16 protein-coding genes are annotated in these 18,038 nt (G+C 70.9%); 8 read left to right on the top strand and 8 right to left on the bottom strand.

Going from position 1 to position 18,038, the window contains the following annotated elements; all coding sequences use genetic code 11:
- Positions 1-17 precede the first annotated feature (17 nt).
- The gene (locus OHB21_RS05360) at positions 18-743 is read right to left on the bottom strand and encodes a hypothetical protein (RefSeq protein ID WP_084537415.1); all 726 of its coding nucleotides are present in this window, start codon (positions 741-743) and stop codon (positions 18-20) included.
- A 369-nt stretch (positions 744-1,112) separates the two neighbouring features.
- Here OHB21_RS05360 and carD point away from each other — a divergent pair, with 369 nt between their 5' ends.
- The 6 genes from carD to OHB21_RS05330 all read left to right on the top strand — a co-directional run bounded on the left by carD (position 1,113) and on the right by OHB21_RS05330 (position 5,573).
- On the top strand, positions 1,113-1,601 hold the full coding sequence (gene carD, locus OHB21_RS05355; protein ID WP_011206964.1) for an RNA polymerase-binding transcription factor CarD: 489 nt from the start codon (positions 1,113-1,115) through the stop codon (positions 1,599-1,601).
- A gap of 3 nt (positions 1,602-1,604) precedes the next feature.
- The gene (gene ispD / locus OHB21_RS05350) at positions 1,605-2,297 is read left to right on the top strand and encodes a 2-C-methyl-D-erythritol 4-phosphate cytidylyltransferase (protein ID WP_195125268.1); all 693 of its coding nucleotides are present in this window, start codon (positions 1,605-1,607) and stop codon (positions 2,295-2,297) included.
- 13 nt (positions 2,298-2,310) lie between these two features.
- Complete coding sequence (ispF, locus tag OHB21_RS05345) at positions 2,311-2,778, top strand: 2-C-methyl-D-erythritol 2,4-cyclodiphosphate synthase (protein WP_067505650.1); 468 nt, start codon at positions 2,311-2,313, stop codon at positions 2,776-2,778.
- Between the two features lie 66 nt (positions 2,779-2,844).
- Positions 2,845-4,254, top strand: coding sequence for a cysteine--tRNA ligase (gene cysS, locus OHB21_RS05340; RefSeq protein WP_067505613.1), 1,410 nt, complete (start codon positions 2,845-2,847; stop codon positions 4,252-4,254).
- Complete coding sequence (gene rlmB, locus OHB21_RS05335) at positions 4,254-5,228, top strand: 23S rRNA (guanosine(2251)-2'-O)-methyltransferase RlmB (RefSeq protein ID WP_113975276.1); 975 nt, start codon at positions 4,254-4,256, stop codon at positions 5,226-5,228. The genes cysS and rlmB overlap by 1 nt, the downstream gene beginning before the upstream one ends.
- A 66-nt stretch (positions 5,229-5,294) precedes the next feature.
- Positions 5,295-5,573 (top strand): DUF4190 domain-containing protein, encoded by a 279-nt coding sequence (locus OHB21_RS05330; RefSeq protein ID WP_067505569.1) that lies wholly within the window; start codon positions 5,295-5,297, stop codon positions 5,571-5,573.
- A gap of 9 nt (positions 5,574-5,582) precedes the next feature.
- On the opposite strand, the gene OHB21_RS05325 is transcribed toward OHB21_RS05330, so the two are convergent.
- From OHB21_RS05325 to OHB21_RS05305, 5 genes are all read right to left on the bottom strand, one after another.
- Positions 5,583-6,386 carry an enoyl-CoA hydratase/isomerase family protein gene (locus OHB21_RS05325; RefSeq protein ID WP_195125269.1) on the bottom strand — a complete coding sequence of 268 codons (804 nt, stop codon included), beginning with the start codon at positions 6,384-6,386 and terminating at the stop codon, positions 5,583-5,585.
- A 55-nt stretch (positions 6,387-6,441) separates the two neighbouring features.
- Positions 6,442-7,611, bottom strand: a complete 1,170-nt coding sequence (locus tag OHB21_RS05320; RefSeq protein ID WP_195125270.1) for an acyl-CoA dehydrogenase family protein — start codon at positions 7,609-7,611, stop codon at positions 6,442-6,444.
- A 319-nt stretch (positions 7,612-7,930) separates the two neighbouring features.
- Positions 7,931-8,800 (bottom strand): metal ABC transporter permease, encoded by an 870-nt coding sequence (locus OHB21_RS05315; RefSeq protein WP_067505564.1) that lies wholly within the window; start codon positions 8,798-8,800, stop codon positions 7,931-7,933.
- Positions 8,797-9,690, bottom strand: coding sequence for a metal ABC transporter ATP-binding protein (locus tag OHB21_RS05310; protein WP_067505561.1), 894 nt, complete (start codon positions 9,688-9,690; stop codon positions 8,797-8,799). Before OHB21_RS05310 ends, OHB21_RS05315 begins: the two co-directional genes overlap by 4 nt.
- A gap of 11 nt (positions 9,691-9,701) precedes the next feature.
- A complete protein-coding gene (locus tag OHB21_RS05305) occupies positions 9,702-10,808 on the bottom strand; it encodes a metal ABC transporter solute-binding protein, Zn/Mn family (protein ID WP_407675161.1) in 1,107 nt (368 codons plus the stop codon).
- A gap of 288 nt (positions 10,809-11,096) precedes the next feature.
- Between OHB21_RS05305 and OHB21_RS05300 the strand changes: the two genes are divergently transcribed.
- Positions 11,097-11,966, top strand: coding sequence for an alpha/beta hydrolase (locus OHB21_RS05300; protein ID WP_067505558.1), 870 nt, complete (start codon positions 11,097-11,099; stop codon positions 11,964-11,966).
- 103 nt (positions 11,967-12,069) lie between these two features.
- Here the strand turns inward: OHB21_RS05300 and otsB are convergent, their stop codons facing one another.
- Together otsB and kstR are read right to left on the bottom strand one after the other, a co-directional pair.
- The gene (gene otsB / locus OHB21_RS05295) at positions 12,070-14,670 is read right to left on the bottom strand and encodes a trehalose-phosphatase (RefSeq protein WP_067505555.1); all 2,601 of its coding nucleotides are present in this window, start codon (positions 14,668-14,670) and stop codon (positions 12,070-12,072) included.
- 393 nt (positions 14,671-15,063) lie between these two features.
- Positions 15,064-15,714: a cholesterol catabolism transcriptional regulator KstR gene (kstR, locus tag OHB21_RS05290; protein ID WP_067505553.1), complete on the bottom strand. Its 651-nt coding sequence runs from the start codon at positions 15,712-15,714 to the stop codon at positions 15,064-15,066.
- A gap of 148 nt (positions 15,715-15,862) precedes the next feature.
- Here kstR and OHB21_RS05285 point away from each other — a divergent pair, with 148 nt between their 5' ends.
- Positions 15,863-18,034, top strand: coding sequence for an acyl-CoA dehydrogenase family protein (locus OHB21_RS05285; protein WP_067505550.1), 2,172 nt, complete (start codon positions 15,863-15,865; stop codon positions 18,032-18,034).
- The last annotated feature ends 4 nt before the right edge of the window (positions 18,035-18,038 follow it).

Raw genomic sequence — 18,038 nt, 5'->3', positions numbered from 1 at the left:
CGCGCCGGCGCGTCGGCTCAGTGGCCGCCGCCCGCGCCCTCGGGCGCGGGGCCGGACTTGTCGGACTCGTGCCGGTCGGCCTCGACGCCCGCGTCCACCGGGACCTGCACCTGGACGGTGCCGTTCTGCTTGAAGTTGAACGACACGGTGTAGGTCAGGCCCGGGGTGATGTCCTTGGTCAGCCCGGTGATCTCGATGAGCGCCTGGTTCGCCTCGGGGTCGATGGGCGGCTGCGCCGAGGTGGCCGGGGCTTGGGTGGTCGGCGAGGCCGTCGGCTCGGCGGTGGGAGAGGTGGTCGGCGCGGAGCCGTGGTCGTCGCCGTGCTCGCCGGCGGCGCCGGCGGTGGCCGCGGCCACGACGGTCTGCTGCGGGCCGACGCTCAGCACGCGGTCGCCGGTGGGCGGGGTGATCGTCACGGTGCCGAGGTCGGTGGTGACGCTGGTCAGCTCGTCGGTGACGGTGCCGCTGTTGTTCACGATGGCCAGCGCGAGCACCGCCTTGCCGCCCTGGGTGTTGGTGTAGCCCTCCGACGGGTACACGATGTGGACGTTGCGCAGGGAGATCTGCTCCACATCGATGTTGTTGCCGTTGATGGCCGGAGCCTGGTTGGCGGTCTGGGAGACCTGTCCCGCGCTGCAGCCGGACAGCGCCAGGGCCGCGCCCGCGGCGAGTGCGGCAACGGTGACCATGAGACGAGGCTTGCGCGCCACCGGCGAGGCGGTCACAGCATTCTGGGCAGTCACGGGTTGTCCTCCATGTCGACCGGGATCACTCCGCTACGGAGAGTAGTAACTAGGCAGCGTAGTAGTCGACATCGGGAAGGCCGCGCCCGGCCCGGCGTGTCCGCGCCGCGACACCGCGTGCGGTCGGCATCCGTTGGATAACGGTTCGGTGGCCCGCGGGGTCGAGTAGCGGGTGGAGTGCCCGGAAGAGGGCGGCGTCTCGGGCCCAGGTGGTGCCGGTCGATAACTCGTTACGGCACAACGTAATGCACACCGAGCGGGTTCTGTCAACCCCCTCGGCGCGCTAGTTGTGGCCCTGACCTGCACAGTTGATCGCGCCGTTATCGAGTCGCATGTTAAACTGTGAACATCGAAAGGGGCACGGGACACATGATTTTTAAGGTCGGAGACACCGTCGTTTACCCCCACCACGGAGCGGCGCTGATCGAAGCAATCGAGACTCGCACCATCAAGGGTGAGCAAAAAGAGTATCTGGTCCTGAAGGTCGCACAGGGTGACCTCACCGTCCGCGTTCCTGCGGAAAACGCCGAATACGTAGGTGTGCGCGACGTCGTGGGCCAGGAGGGTCTCGACCGAGTCTTCCAGGTGCTGCGCGCGCCGCACACCGAGGAGCCGACCAACTGGTCCCGCCGCTACAAGGCCAACCTCGAGAAGCTCGCCTCCGGCGATGTGAACAAGGTGGCCGAGGTCGTGCGCGACCTGTGGCGCCGGGAGCAGGATCGCGGGCTGTCCGCCGGTGAGAAGCGGATGCTCGCCAAGGCCCGTCAGATCCTCGTCGGTGAGCTCGCGCTCGCCGAGGGAACCGACGACGGCAAGGCCGAGACGCTGCTCGACGAGGTCCTCGCCGCGGCTTCCTAGACCGTGAACGACGCCGACAGCGACAATTTCGTCGTTGCCTTGGTGCCTGCCGCCGGTCGTGGCGTTCGCCTGGGTGAAAACATGCCCAAGGCGTTCGTCCCGGTCGGCGGCACGCCTATGGTCCGGCTGGCCGTGGACGGCCTGCTGGCTTCGGGCGCGGTCGACCGTGTCATCGTCATGGTGCCCGCCGAACTGGTCGAGAGCGCAGTCGCCCTGCTGCCGCCCTCGGACGCCGTGCACGTGGTGGTCGGCGGGGCCGAACGCACCGACTCGGTGCGCGCCGGTATCGCGGCCGCCCCGGATGCCCGAAGTTTCCTGGTGCACGACGCCGCCCGCGCGCTGACCCCGCCCGGCCTGATCGCGCGGGTTGCCGCCGAATTGCGCGCCGGTCATCGCGCGGTGGTCCCCGCGCTGCCCGTGGTCGACACCGTCAAGTCGGTCGACGCGCAGGGCGTCGTCACCGGCACCCCCGATCGCGCCACATTGCGCGCCATCCAGACCCCGCAGGGCTTCGCTGCGGGCGTGCTGCGCGAGGCCTACGCGGCCGACGTGCCCGCCACCGACGACGCGGGACTGGTCGAACGCCTCGGCATCGCGGTGCGCACCATCCCCGGCGACCCGCTCGCCTTCAAGATCACCACCCCGCTGGATCTGCGCCTGGCCGAGACGCTGTGCGCCGCCGCGCGCGGCGTATGAGAACGTCGTGGCCATGCGAGTTGGTATCGGCAGCGACGTCCACCCCATCGAACCCGGCCGCCCGTGCTGGATGGCCGGCTTGCTGTTCGACGGCGACGACGGGTGCGCGGGCCACTCCGACGGCGACGTCGCCGCGCACGCGCTGTGCGACGCGCTGCTCTCCGCGGCCGGCCTCGGCGATGTGGGCGCGGTGTTCGGCACCGGCCGCCCGGAGTGGGCGAACGTCTCCGGCGCGGCCATGCTCACCGAGGTGCGCAGGCTGCTCGGGGCCGCCGGCTTCGCGGTCGTGAACGCCGCGGTGCAGGTCATCGGCAATCGGCCCAAGATCGGGCCGCGCCGCGAGGAGGCGCAGCGGGTGCTCGGCGAACTGCTGGGCGCGCCGGTTTCGGTGTCGGGCACCACCACCGACGGGCTCGGCCTCACGGGCCGCGGCGAGGGTGTCGCCGCGATCGCCACCGCGTTGCTGCGCGAGGACGTATAGCACCACCGTGCCCGCCGGTCGAGCCGGGGCACGATCCCCCAGCTAGACCGACTAGGATCGACCCCCGTGACACTGCGCCTCTATGACACCGAACGCCGAACCATGCGCGAATTCGCGCCGCTGGTTCCCGGCCGCGCTTCGGTGTACCTCTGTGGGGCGACGGTGCAGGGGCAACCCCATATCGGTCATCTGCGCAGCGGCGTCGCGTTCGACGTGCTGCGCCGGTGGTTGCAGGCGCACGACTACGACGTGCTCTTCATCCGCAACGTGACCGACATCGACGACAAGATCCTCACCAAGGCCGCCGAGGCGGGCCGTCCCTGGTGGGAGTGGGCCGCCACGCACGAGCGCGCCTTCGACGAGGCGTACCGGCTGCTCGGCGTGCAGCCGCCCTCGGCGGAGCCGCGCGCCACCGGGCACATCACCCAGATGGTCCAGCTGATGCAGCGGCTCATCGACCGCGGGCACGCCTACGCCGCCGAGGGCAACGTCTACTTCGACGTGCTGAGCTTCCCCGCCTACGGCCGACTGTCCGGGCACAGCATCGAGGACGTGCACCAGGGCGAGCGGGTGCTCGAGGGCGAGGGCAAGCGCGATCCGCGCGATTTCACCCTGTGGAAGGCCGCGAAGCCGGGCGAGCCGAGCTGGCCGTCGCCGTGGGGCGCGGGTCGCCCCGGCTGGCACCTGGAGTGCTCCGCGATGGCCGAGTACTACCTCGGCCCGGAGTTCGACATCCATTGCGGCGGTATGGATCTGGTGTTCCCGCACCATGAGAACGAGATCGCCCAGTCCAACGCCGCCGGCGACGGTTTCGCCAGGTACTGGCTGCACAACGGCTGGGTCACCCTGGGCGGGGAGAAGATGTCCAAATCGCTGGGCAACACGCTCTCGGTGCCCAACGTGCTGAAGATGGTGCGCGCCGTGGAGCTGCGCTTCTACCTCGGCAGCGCCAATTACGGCTCGGTGCTGGAGTACTCGGAGAAGGCGCTCTACGACGCGGCCGCCTCCTACCAGCGCATGGAGGCGTTCGTGCACCGCGTGGTCGAACGCGTCGGCGAGGTCCCGGTCGGCAAGTGGACCGACGAGTTCGCCGCCGCCATGGACGAGAACCTCACCGTGCCGCGCGCGCTGGCCGAGGTGCACCGCGCCGTGCACGAGGGCAACAAGGCCCTCGACGCGGGCGCCACCGACACCGCGCTGGAGCTGGCCGGCCAGGTGCGGGCCATGCTCGGCATTCTCGGGGTCTGCCCGCTGGATCCGCAGTGGCACGGCGGGCAGGACGATTCGGCGGCCCGCGAGGCGCTGGACGTACTCGTCGAGGCCGAACTCGAGCGCCGTCAGCAGGCCCGCGCCGACAAGGACTGGGCCAGTGCCGACGCCGTGCGCGACCGGTTGCAGGCCGCGGGTATCGAGGTCACCGACACACCCCGGGGCGCCGAATGGTCGCTGGGCAACGCGCGCGGAAAGGCGAACTGATGGCAGGGAACTCGCAGCGGCGCGGTGCGATCCGCAAGGGCGGCACCAAGAAGGGGCAGGTCGTCGGGTCCGGCGGCAAACGCAGGCGCGGTCTGGAGGGGCGCGGCGCGACCCCGCCCGCCGAGCTGCGCACCAAGCATCCCGCCGCCAAGCGCGCGGCGGCCAAGGCCCGTGCGGCGCAGGCGCGCCCGAAGTCCGGCGGCGCGCCGGGCCGGGCCGGGGGCCGCCGGGACGACGGTCCCGAGTTGGTGCTCGGCCGCAACCCGGTGGTGGAGTGCCTGCGCGCCGAGGTGCCCGCGACCGCGCTGTACGTGGCGGTCGGCACCGAGAACGACGAACGCCTCAGCGAGAGCGTGCAGCTGGCCGCCGACGCGGGCATCTCGATCCTGGAGGTGCCGCGCACCGACCTGGACCGGATGAGCAGCAACGGCCTGCACCAGGGCCTGGCGCTGCAGGTGCCGCCGTACCGCTACGCCCACCCCGACGATCTGGCCGACCGGGCGCAGAGTTCGGCCGAGCCCGCGCTGCTCGTCGCGCTGGACAACATCTCCGACCCGCGCAACCTGGGCGCGGTGATCCGCTCGGTGGCGGCGTTCGGCGGGCACGGCGTGGTCATCCCGCAGCGCCGCAGCGCCAGTGTCACGGCCGTGGCCTGGCGCACCAGCGCGGGTGCCGCGGCCCGGCTGCCGGTCGCACGGGCGACGAATCTGACGCGCACGCTGAAGGATTGGGCCGACCGCGGCTTCCAGATCATCGGCCTGGACGCGGGCGGGGACGTCACGCTGGACGAGTTCGACGGCAGCGTGCCCACCGTGATCGTGGTGGGCTCGGAGGGCAAGGGCCTGTCGCGGCTCGTGCGCGAGACGTGCGACGCGGTCCTGAGCATCCCGATGGCGGGCCCGGTGGAGTCGCTGAACGCGTCGGTCGCGGCGGGCGTGGTGCTGGCCGAGGTGGCGCGGCAGCGGCGGTCCTGACCGGTAGCCGAAATCGGACTTGCGGCCTGAAGCGCAAAAGCGCTCCGGCCCCGTAGAATTCGGCTGGTGGTGATACCCAACCAGCCTGTCGGCAGCCCGGTCGAGCATCCGCACGCCAACGCGGTGCTCGCGCTAGGCGCCGCCAGCATCTTCTGCTGCGGCGCGCTCGGCCCGGTCGCATGGGCGATGGGCAAGCGCGCCGTCGATCAGATCGAGGACTCCAACGGCGCCGTCGGCGGTCGCGTGCAGGTCATGGTGGGCATGACGCTCGGGATCATCGGCACCGTCCTCATGGTGCTGATCGCGATTCTGTTCCTGTTCGTGATGGTCGGCGGTCGCGCCTGAGCCGACCGCTCAGTCCAGCACGGGGCGTTCGGCGCCGCCGTCCCAGGACGGCCATTCGGAGCTGATGCTGCCGGTCCAGTTGGGCTGCCTGCGATCGCGGAACGCGGCCATCGCCTCGCCGCCGTCGACGCTCTTGGCGACCTGCGCGTTCAGTTCCGACTCCAGCTGACCCACCATGGCCGGGGTCATGCCGAGCCCCTCCCACAGCAGCCGCTTGGACAGCCCGACCGGCAGCGGCGCGGACCCGTTGGCCAGGTCGTGCGCGACCGCCAGCGCCGTGGGCAGCACCTCGCCGCCCGCCAGGCAGGCGTTGGCCAGGCCCATGGCCTTGGCCTCGTCGCCGTCGAAGGTGCGCCCGGTGAGCATGATGTCGGCCGCGTTGGCCATGCCGACCAGGCGCGGCAGCGTCCAGTGCGCGTAGCCGTCGGCCAGCACGCCGCGGCGCACCTGGCTGAGCCCGTACACCGCGTCGCGGGCGACGTAGCGCAGATCGCACTGCAACGCCAGCGCCAGCCCGATGCCGACCGCGTGCCCGTTCACCGCCGCGATCACCGGCTTGCGCACCTTCCACGGCGCGGGCTCGATGGTGGCGCTGACCTCGCCGACCCGGCTGGACAGGTCGGCCCCCGCGCAGAACGCGGGCGGGGTGCCGGTGATCACCACCACCCGGATCGCGTCCTCGGCGTCGCACCGCTGCAGCGCGGCGCCGAGTTCGGCCGCCATCGCGGGCGTGAAGGCGTTCTGCTGGGCGGGGCGGTTGAGCGTGAGCACGGCGATGCCCGCGGAGACATCGACGAGCAGTTCCGAACTCATGCCCATGGATCGTAGTGGATGGGTGTCGCGGGCACGGCCGCTCCGCGCGGCCCGTTCACCGCAGGATCTTGCGGCCGATGGCGTACTTGTGCACCTCGGTGGGGCCGTCATAGAGGCGGAAGGCGCGCATATCGCGGAAGATCATCTCCACCACGGTCTCGTCGCTGATGCCGATGCCGCCGAGCACCTGCACGCAGCGGTCGGCGACCTTGAACAGTTCCTCGGAGACGTAGCTCTTCGCGATGGAGCTCTCGTGGCGGGCCTTCTCGCCGTTGTCCATCAGCCAGCAGGCGTGCCAGATGGTCAGGCGACACTGGTGCAGCGCGATCTCGTTGTCGGCCAACATGAACGACACGCCCTCGTGCTCGCCGATCGGCTTGCCGAACGCGGTGCGGGTCTTGGCGTGCTGGATGGCGATGCTCTGCGCGCGTTCGGCCGCGCCCAGCCAGCGCATGCAGTGCGTGAGCCGCGCGGGCGCCAGGCGCAGCTGGGCGTAGCGCAGCGCCTGGCCCGCCTCGCCGAGCAGCGCGGTGCGGGGCAGCACCAGGTTGTCGAAGCGCACCACGCCGTGGCCCGCGACGTAGTTGCGGTCCATGGTGTTCATGGTGCGTTCGATGACGATGCCCGGCTGGTCGCCGTTGGTGAGGAACAGCGTCGGCCCCTCGGGCAGGTGCGGGTTGGGCGCGAGGCGGGCCATGATGATCCACGTCTTCGCGCCGTTCGCGCCGGTGATGAGCCATTTGCGCCCGTTGACGGTGAAGTTCTCGCCGTCGAAGGTGGCTTCGGTCGAGAGCTGGGCGGGATCGGAGCCCGCGCCCTCGGGCTCGGTCATGGCGAACACCGACCGCTGCCTGCCGTCGATCACCGGCACCAGGTAGCGCTCGGTCTGCTCCGGGTTCGCGATCTTGGACAGCAGGAACATATTGCCCTCGTCGGGCGCGGCGCAGTTCATGGCGATCGGCCCCAGCGTCGACCAGCCGGCCGCCTCGTAGAGGACGGCCTGCTCGACGTGGGTGAGCCCGCGCCCGCCGAGTTCCACCGGCGCCTGCACCGTGAGCAGCTTCTCGGCGCGCGCGAGTTCGACGAGTTCCTGGCGCAGGTCGTCGGTGGGGCCGTGCTGGGTCAGGCGCGGGTCGCGCTCGAACGGGACGATCCGGTCGATGACGAACTGGCGGACGCGGTCGCGCTCGGCGGCGAGTTCGGCGGGAATCGTGAAGTCGATCATCGGTGATCACCATTCGTTCGGCGGCGTTTGCGTCGAGCATACGAAACCGTGCCGGGGCGACTGAAGGCGGCTGCCATCAAATGCTGTCGAGCGTCGAAGTCCCGCGATGGGTTCGTAGTTCCGGAACGACGCGTCAGGTGTGCTCGGCCAGCTTCGACCGGTCTCCACCACGGGCCTTCGGCGCACGGCGTATCGCCGACAGCGCTCGACACGAGCCACGAGTTCGTCCACCTGCCGACCTCCCGCACCGGCGAATCTCAGCGCACGCGCGCGAGTCACAGCGCGGCACACGGAATTCGTGGCGCACCGGCGGCGAATCTCAGCGCACGCGCGCGAGTTTGCGCTTGCGCGCCCCGACCACCCGGCACACCAGGTAGATCGCGAACGAGATCGTCGTGACGAACGTCGACACCGGCACGCCGGGCGCCAGCGAGAGCAGGATGCCGCCGACCGCCGAGACCTCGGCGAACACGATCGCCAGCACGGTCGCGCGGGCCGGGTCGGCGGTGATCTGGGCGGCGGCCGCGGCGGGGGTGATGAGGATGGCGAGCACCAGCAGGGCGCCGACGATCTGCACGCCGAACGCGGCCGTGACGCCGAGCAGCACCGCGAACACGATCGAGAGCGCGCGCACCGGAACCCCGCGCGCCACCGCCACTTCCGGATCGGTGCTGGCGAACAGCAGCGGCCGGTAGATCGCGGCCAGCACCGCGAGCACCAGCGCCGAACACGTGATGAGCAGCGCCAGCCCGTCGTAGCCGACGCTCACCACCTGACCGGTGAGCAGCGAGAACTTCGACCCGGCGCGTTCGGGCCCCAGCCAGAGGAACAGCACCGAGAGCCCCAGACCGAAGGAGAGCACCACGGCGATCACCGAATCGCGTTCCCGCGCACGGGTGCCCAGCACGCCGAACAGCACGGCCGCCACCACCGATCCGGCGATCGCGCCCAGTCCCACGCCGACCCCGGCCAGCAGCGCGGCCGCCGCGCCGGTCAGCGACAGCTCGCTGGTGCCGTGCACCGCGAACGACATCTGCCTGCTGATGATGAGCGGTCCGATCGCCCCGGCGAGCAGGCCGAGCAGCGCCGCGGCGAGCACGGCCTGCTGCACGAAGTCGTAGCCGAGCAGATCGGCCGTGGTGGACAGGTCGAACATCTTCGAGAAGACGTCGGAGAGCTTGTCGATCACGCCTTGACCCCGCCCAGATCGGAGTCGGCGTGGCAGTGCGCGCCCGCGGCGCCCAGCGCGTCCATGGTGTCGCCGGTGCCGACCACCACCAGCCGCCCGCGCACGCGCAGCACGTCGACCTCGGTGCCGTAGAGCTCGGAGAGCACCGCCGAGGTCATCACCTCGTCGGGCGTGCCGATCCGGAACTTGCCGTCCACCAGGTACAGCACCCGATCCACCAGCGGCAGAACGGGATTGATCTCGTGCGTCACGAACAGCACGGCGGTGTCGTGCTCGCGCCTGCGCCGATCGATGAGTTCGGCCACCAGCCGCTGGTTGGCCAGGTCCAGGCTCAGCAGCGGCTCGTCGCACAGCAGCACGGTCGGGTCGCCGACCAGCGCCTGGGCCACCCGCAGCCGCTGTTGCTCACCGCCCGACATGGTCTCCAGCGGCGCGTGCGCGTACTTCTGCGCGCCCACGGCGGCGACGGCGGCGTCCACCTTGCGCTTGCGCTCGGCCCGTCCACGCAGCCCGAGCCCCCAGCGGTGTCCGTCCACGCCCAGCCCGACCAGGTCCACCCCGCGCAATTGCACGCCGGAGTCGATGGTCTTCTGCTGTGGGATGTAGCCGATGTGGTGATTGCCCATACGCGCGGCGGCTCCGGCCACGAACGCGCGGCCCGAACTCAGCGCGAGCTGGCCCAGCAGCACCTTCAGCAGCGAGGTCTTGCCCGAGCCGTTGGGTCCCAGCACGGCGATGAACTCGCCGGGCGCGACGTCCAGATCCAGGTCCTGCCAGAGCGTGCGTTCGCCGAAGGCGAGCCGCGCCGACTCGAGCCGCAGCGCGGACGAGCCGTCGGCGGCCCGCCGCACCCGTGCGGTGTCTCCGGTCAGCGCGGTCGCCTCTCCCATGGTGTCCCCGATCAGCGCAACGCCTCGGCCAGCGCCTCGGCGTTCGCGGTCTGCCACTGAATGTAATCCACGCCCTCGGGCAGGGTTTCGGTCACCTCGACGACGGGGATGTCCGCCGCCTCGGCCAGCGCCCGCACGTCCTCGGTGGTCTTGTCCTCGGTCTGGATGTTGTAGATCAGCGCGCGCACCTGCTTGCCCTCGATGAGCTGGCGCACGGCGGCGACGGCGGCGGGCGACGGGTCGGTGCCCTGCTCGATCGCTTCCTGGAACTCCTGCGGCGTGCGGTCCTGGGCCTTCGCGGCGAGCAGCAGGTAGGTGGCCAGCGGTTCGGTCTGCAAGACGGGCTGGTCCGGGTGTTCGGCCGCGATGCGGTCGGTGATGGCCTCGATGCCGGCCAGGCGCGCGGTGAACGCGGCGGCGCGGTCGGCGTAGTCCTGCTTGCGGTCGGGGTCGATCTCGCCCAGTTCCTCGGCGATGTGCTCGGCGACCGCGCCGACCACGTGCACGTCGTACCAGATGTGCTCGTTGCCGTGGTCGTGATCGTGGCCGGGGGAGGCCGGAGTGCCCGCGCCGCCGTGGCCGTCGGCCGGGGCGGTGGGCTGCGCCTCGTCGCCGTGGTCATGACCGTGGTCGTCGGCCGGGGCGGTGGGCTGCGCCTCGTCGCCGTGGTCATGACCGTGGTCGTCGGCCGGAGCGGTCGGCTGCGGTTCGTCACCGTGCCCGTCGGCCGGGGTCGTGGGCTGCGTGCCGTGGTCGTGGTCGTCGCCCTGGCCGATCTCGACCGCGTTGACCGTCCGCTTGCCCTTGCCGCCGACGACCTTCTCGACGAACTCGTCGTAGTGCCCGCCGTTGTACACGACCAGGTCGGCGTCGGTGAGCGTGGCGGCCTGCACCGCCGTCACCTCGTAGGAGTGCGGGTCGGCGGTCGGATCGGAGATCAGCGATTCGACTTTCACGTCGGGCCCCGCCACCGACTTGGCGACGTCACCCCACACGTTGGTGGACGCGACGATGGTGATCCCGTCGGACGCGTCGTCTCCGCTACCGCAGGCGGTCAACGCCACCGCGGCGGCGACACCCGCGGCGACTCCGGCGAACTTCATGGCGAGGCTGGTCACGCGGGTACTCCTGGCGGTGCAACGAGCGCAAAAGTGCTCTAGATCATAATGGAAACCGTTACCGTTTTACTTTACCAGCAACCCGCGTATCCGGCACCGCCGGTACGCCGCCCGAGCGCGGCCCGTGTATGGTGGCGGTCGTGTTGATCGAGTTCATGCGTCTGCGCGCCCGGTAGTCGGCGCACCCTTCCGCCTCGGTTCGAGGCCGGACTCCGTCCCCAGCCGCCGATGCGCTGCGGGCCGGACGTGTCGCCGACGATTCGTCACTCCGACACGAAAGTCTTTCTCATGACTGCCCTTTCCCCTGTTCCTTCGGCGCGCCCGACGTTCGTCCTCGTGCACGGTGCGGGCACCAGTTCGTTCTTGTGGACGTCCGTGCAACGCGAACTCGCCCTGCGCGGCCACCGCTCCTACGCCGTCGACCTGCCCGGTCACGGGCTCGACGCCCAGTACCTGCCCGCCTATCAGGCGCCGCAGGATCTCGCGGCCCTCGCCACCACTCCGTCCACGCTGGCCGGGGTGGGTCTGGACGAGAACGTGGCGACCGTGCTCGACGCGGTCACCGCGTTGCGCGACCACGGTCCCGTCGTACTGGTCGGCGCGAGCCTGGGCGGCACCACGATCACCGCCGCCGCGAACCGGGCGCCGCACCTGATCGACCGGCTGGTCTACATCTCGGCCTGGGTGTGCACCACGCGCCCGAGCCCGGTGGCCTACATGGCCGAACCCGAGTTCGCCGACAGCGTGCTGCCCGAGCTGGGCGGGATGAACGTGGGCGATCCGGAGCTCGGCGCGGGCCGGGCGAACTACCGTCTCGCCGATCCGGAACTGCTGGCACGGTTGAAGGAGGCGACCATGGCCGACCGCTCCGACGCGGAATTCCTGGCGTTCCTCAATATCCTGCAACCCGACGAGTCGATCGCGGCGATGACCGACGACGCCACGGCCGACCCCGCGACGTGGGGCACCGTCGCGCGCACGTTCGTGCGCCTGACGGCCGACCGCTCCCTCCCGATCGCCCTCCAGGATCGCCTCATCGCCGAGGCCGACGCGCTGACGCCCGGCAACCCGTTCGAGGTCCACTCCCTCGACACCTCGCATGCCGGATTCATCCACCGCGCGGGCGAAGTCGCGGACCTGCTGACCGCCTCGGTCTGAAAGACGAACGGCTCCCGCACTTCTCGCGGGAGCCGTTCGACGCCGACCGGGAAACGACTCCGGCCCCCGCGAAATCCGCGGGGGCCGGAGGGTTTTCGGGCGATCAGCCCTGCGACAGCGCCGCGACCGGACGGGCCGGCGCCTCGTCCGCGGGCTGGCTGAGCAACTGCGCGCAGCGCAGCAGGCCGAGGTGGCTGTACGCCTGCGGATGGTTGCCGAGCGAGCGCTCCGCGACCGGGTCGTACTCCTCGCTGAGCAGGCCGGTGGGGCCCGCCACGTCCACCAGCTGGGCGAACAGCGCCTCCGCGTCGGAGCGCTTGCCGATCAGCAGGTACGCCTCCACCAGCCAGGCCGCGCACAGGTGGAAGCCGCCCTCGCCGCCGGGCAGCCCGTCGTCGTGGTGGTACCGATACACGGTGGAACCGCTGCGCAGTTCGGCCTCGGTGGCCACGACCGTCGCCGCGAAGCGCGGATCGGACGGGTCGATCAGCCCGCTCAGGCCGATGTGCAGGGTGGCGGCGTCGAGGTCGGTGCCGTCGTAGGCGGCGGTGTAGGACTGCACCTCTTCGTTCCAGCCCTTGGTGGTGACCTCCTGGGCGATGGTGTCGCGCAACGCGGCCCACTCCGGCTCGGCCGCGCGGTCGAACTTCGCGGCCAGCGTGAGCGCGCGGTCCACGGTGAGCCAGCCCATCACCTTCGAGTACACGTGGTGGCGCGGGTTGCCGCGGATCTCCCAGATGCCGTGGTCGGGTTCGGTCCAGCGCCGCTGCACCGCGGAGACCATGGCGTGCACCAGTTCCCAATCCGCGTCGGGCAGCACCTGGCGCGGATCGGTGACGCCCTTGTGCTCGCGGGCGTGCGCGAGCGAGGCGATGAGATCCACGATCGGGCCGAACACGTCCAGCTGCACCTGCATGTTCGCGGCGTTGCCGACGCGCACCGGGCGCGAGCCCGCGTAGCCGGGCAGTTGGTCGATGACGGCCTCGGGCGGCAGCGTCTCGCCGTAGATGGTGTAGAGCGGGTGCAGGCGCTCCGGACCGGGCAGCGTCTCCAGCACCTGGTGCACCCAGCCGAGGAACTTCTCGGCCTCGCCGATCGAGCCGAGGTGCACCAGCGCCTGCGCGGTGAGCGAGGCGTCGCGCAGCCAGCAGTAGCGGTAGTCCCAGTTGCGCACGCCGCCGATGTCCTCGGGCAGCGAGGTGGTGGCCGCCGCCAGGATCGACCCCGAGGGCTCGTGCACCAGCCCGCGCAGCGTGAGCGCCGAGCGCTTCATCAGATCCGGCTTGAGCGGCGGCAGCTCCAGCGTGCCCGCCCACTCCGACCAGTACCGTTCCGCGATCCGTCGCCGCTCCGCCTCCGGCGTCATGGCGGGGTCGAGATCATTTGTGCCGCAGCGCAGTTCCAGCACGATCGGCCCGTTGGCCGGATCGACTACGGCGCGCGCCACGTCGTGGGTGCCGTCGGTGTCGATGGACCATTCGACACCGGGGGAGCGCAGCACCATCGGATCGTTGGTACCCAGCACCCGCAGCCCGTTGGACTCGCTCTGGATCGTCACCGGCACCTGGCCGAACTCCGGGCGCGGCGCGAAGGTCACCACGGCCTTGGCCTCGCCGGTGATGACGCGGGTCAGATCGGTGCGGTCGGGCGCCACGTCGTGCGGCAGGTAGTCCACCACTTGCAGACTGGCCCAGCGGGTTTCGACGGTCATCGTGCCGTCCACGTAGCGCTGCGAGAGCGGCAGGCCCGGCCGTTCCGGCGCGACGGTGAAGTGCCCCGCCTGCGGCCCGCCCAGCAGGTGCGCGAACACGGCGGCCGAATCCGGCTCCGGGTGACAGAACCAGGTGACGGTGGCGTCGGGCGTCACCAGCGCCACCGAGCGCGGGCTCGACAGCATGGTCAGCCGCTCGATGCGCGGCGCGCTCGCGCCGGCCAGCCAGGTGCGCCGCTCCTCCAGCAGGAAGGCCAGCGCCCGCGACACCGCCTCGGTGGAGTCGACCCGGTACTTGGCCAGGCTCTCGCCCTCGCCGACCTTGATGCCGACATCGGGGCCCGACAGCACACGGAACGCCTTCTCGTCGGTGACGTCGTCGCCGAAGAACACCGCCGCCGTCGCGCCCTCTTGATGGCGGATGGTGTCCAGCGCGGTGCCCTTGTCGGTCGGCACGACCGCCAGTTCGATGACTTCCTTGCCCTCGGTCACCTGCACGCCGACCCAGCAGGCCGGGCCTTGGCGCACGGTGGTCAGTGCGCGGCGCCCGATCTCTGGGCTGGCGTTGCGCACGTGCAGCGCGACGCTGGCGGGCTTGTTCTCCACGGTCACGCCGGGGTTCTCGGCCGCCACGCGCGCCAGCGCGGTCTGCACCTCGCCGAGCAGCTGTTTGGCGTCGTTGTCGATCGCGTGCACGAAGCCCACATCGAATTCCGAGCCGTGGCTACCGATCAGCTGCACCTCGACCGGAAGCCGGGAGAGGGCGGCGAGATCTCGCAGCGCGCGACCGGAGATGACGGCGGCCGTGGTTCCGGTGAGTCCGGCGAGCGCGCGTAAGGCGCTCACCGACTCGCGATGGGGATACGCCTTCGCCGGGTCGGAGACGATGGGTGCGAGCGTCCCGTCGTAGTCCGACGCCACCAGCAGTCGCGGCTCGCGCGCGACCGTGGACAAAGCACGGCGAAGTTCCTGTGGCAGATCCTGTGCGCTCACGCATCCAACCTAGTGATCGGAGGAGATGTTTCAGGGGGCGGCCAAAACAATACTGTGTTGAATTCGCCGCACCGCAGTGCGCCGGTGCTGGTGCGCACCGCCGCGAGCCGGATGTCCGAACGGGTCCAGTTAACACGCAGGTAACCGGCGGGTAACCTTGCGCGGCCGCGAGCGTCCTCGCGTCGCGCGGTGATCGCGAGCCGGTCCACGACGGCGCCGCCTCGGGCCGGCTGCCGGGCCGGTATCGAGTCGCTTTGTCCGACATGGTGGTTCGCGGTCTGCTCCGCGAGTGATAGCAAACGCGGCATGACACAACGGTAGTCCTGTCGACGCGTCGGCGCGCGTCGACAGGACTGTCGACGAAGATTATCCGGTTGTCGCTATCGAATCCCGCTATTTCACGGCTTGTTCGCCCAGCAGCAGGTCGACCGTCAGTTCCAGGCGGTCGGAGACATCGGTCGCCGAGGCCCGTCTGGTGAGCCACGCCACCAGATTGGAGAGCCACACGTCACTGATGACGCGCGCGATCGCGAGCTGGCGTTCGGTGGGCTCGCCGTCGTTCATGGCGCGCGCGAAAACGCGGTCCATCACCTTGCCGACGCGGTCCACCTCGGCGGCGGCCGAGGCGTCGGCGAACATGAACGCGCGCGTCATCGCCTCGGTGAGCAGCGGGTCGCGCTGCATCATTCTGGTGATCTGGGTGAGCAGCAGGTGCATGCGCTCGCGCGGGCTGGTGCCCGCCAGCGGTTTGCGTTTGCCCTCGAACTGCTCGAACTCGCGCGCCAGCGCGGAGACGAGCAGGTGCACCTTGGACGGGAAGTACCGGTACAGGGTGCCGACGGCCACGTCGGCGCGCTCGGCGACGGCGCGCATCTGCACCGCGTCGTAGCCGCCCTTGGAGGCCAGCGCCAGCGTCGCGTCCAGGATCCGCTTGCGACGTTCCCGTTGCGCGGCCGAGCTCAGGTCGTCTTCGCTGAGCGTCGTGACGGTCGCGGGCCGCGCCGCATTCGCGTCGGCGGGCTGCGATCGGGAGGGGCTGGCCATGGACGGGTGTCCTTTCCTTCGGGCGTCGTGGTGCGGCCTTGCGCGCGGTGGCGATCCGGTGCGGAAGAACGTCCCTTGACTTCCGCCCGGCTAGGATATTAGAACATGTTCTAGGTGTGGGAGTCACGCCGGAAAGGCGGTACGGATTGTGACCATCGCCACCACTGACGAGCATAAAGCCGTCCAGGAGTCGATGCGGGGGTGGGCCGCTTCGGTCGGTCCTATTGCAACAATGCGGGCCGAACCGGTCGGGTTCTGGCACACGTACTGGCCCGCCCTGGCCGGACTCGGGGTCTTCCGTGTCGCGGTCGCCGAGGATGTGGGCGGCGCGGGCGGATCGGTGGCCGACCTGGCCGTGCTGCTCGAGCAGGCGGCGCACGATCTGGTCGGCGGTCCCGTCCTGAGCACCGCGCTGGCCTCCCTGGTCACCGCGGGCGCCCTCGCCGAGGACGTGCCGTGCGGTGTCGCGCTCGACTCCGTTGTCGATCCGGGCGATGCGCCCGGCGCTCGGGTGAGCGTACCCGGCGCGGGTGCGGAAGTGTTGCTCTCCGGTGTCTGGGAGACGGTGCTCGGCGCCGCCCCCGGCACCGCCGTGCTGCTGCCGGTCCAGACGTCGGAAGGGTCGCGCTGGTGCCTGATCCCGCCCGGTGCCCAGGGCCTGCGCATCGAAGCATTGCCCGCCGCCGATCCCAGCACGCCGCTGGCTCGGGTGCACTGCGCCGAGGTCGCGGTGCCGGCGGATGCGCTCTTCGCCACCCCCTACGCCGTCGAGGATCTGCTCGTCGCGCTCGTAGCCGCTGAGCTGGCGGGCATCTCGGGCTGGTGCCTGGACACGGCCGTCGAATACGCCAAGGTGCGTGAGCAATTCGGCCGCAAGATCGGTTCCTTCCAGTCGCTCAAGCACATCTGCGCGTGGATGCTGTGCCGCACCGAGCTGATCCGCTCGGTCGCCCTCGACGCGGCCGCCGCCGTCGACGAGGGCGGCGCGGAACTGCCCGTCGCCTCCGCGATCGCGGCCGCCATCGCACTCGACGCCGCCGTCGAGACCGCCAAGGACTGCATCCAGGTGCTCGGCGGCATCGGCTTCACCTGGGAGCACGACGCGCACTTCTACCTGCGCCGCGCCACCGCGCTGCGCCAGTTGCTCGGCGGTTCGGCGCGCTGGCGGGCCCGCGTCACCGAACTCACCCGCGCGGGCCACCGCCGCACCACCGGCGCCGACCGCGTGCTCGCCGCCGACGGTGTCGCCGTGGACGGCTCGGCCGCCACCGGGCTGGCCGCCGAGGTGGCCGCCATCGCCGCGCTCCCCGCCGAACAGCGGCGCGAAGCGCTGGTGGAAGCCGGTTTCGTGATGCCGCACTGGCCCGCCCCCTACGGGCGCGGCGCCGACCCGATGACCGGCCTGATGATCTCCGAGGAACTGCGCCGCGCCGGGTTGGAGACCCCCGATCTGGCCATCGGCGGCTGGGCCATCCCCACCCTGCTCCAGCACGGCACACCCGAGCAGATCGAGCGGTTCGTGTGGCCGACCCTGCGCGGCGAGGTGGTGTGGTGCCAGCTGTTCAGCGAGCCGGAGGCCGGTTCCGACCTGGCCGCGCTGCGCACCACCGCCCAGCGCGTGGAGGGCGGCTGGCGGCTGCGCGGCCAGAAGGTCTGGACTTCGTTGGGCGACAAGGCGAATTGGGGTATCTGCCTGGCCCGCACCGATCCGGACGCGCCGAAACACCGTGGTATCAGCTACTTCCTGGTCGATATGCGGTCCGAGGGCGTGGAAGTCCGTCCGCTGGTGCAGATCACGGGCGAGGCGCGGTTCAGCGAAGTGTTCCTCGACGACGTGTTCGTCCCCGACGACGCGCTGGTCGGCGCGCTGAACAACGGATGGAAGATCGCCCGCGCCACGCTGTCGACCGAGCGGATCGCCATGGGCGGCAACGGCATCGGGCCGGTGCTCGAGGAGTTGATCGCCAAACTCCCGGCCACCGGGCCGGGCGCGGAACTGCGCAACGACCGGCTCGGCGGATTCGTCGCCGAGGCCGTGGCCGGGTTGCTGCTCGAGCAGCGCGCGGCGGTCGCCGTGCTCGCGGGCGGCGACGCGGGCGCGCAGAGCAGCGTCCGCAAACTCGTCGGCGTGCGCCACCGCCAGGCGGTCGCCGAATTCGCCGTCGAGACGGCGGGTATCACCGGTGCGCAGGATTCGGACGTGGTGACCGAGTTCCTGCTCACGCGCTGTCTGTCCATCGCGGGCGGCACCGAGCAGATCCTGCTCACCGTGGCGGGTGAGCGCATCCTCGGGCTGCCCCGGGAACCAGACGGCCAGTAGCCGA

It is taken from the genome of Nocardia puris (genome assembly GCF_036051655.1).
Lineage (GTDB): Bacteria > Actinomycetota > Actinomycetes > Mycobacteriales > Mycobacteriaceae > Nocardia > Nocardia puris.
Note: the sequence above shows the minus strand (reverse complement) of the source record. Positions and strands in the feature narration are given on the sequence as shown.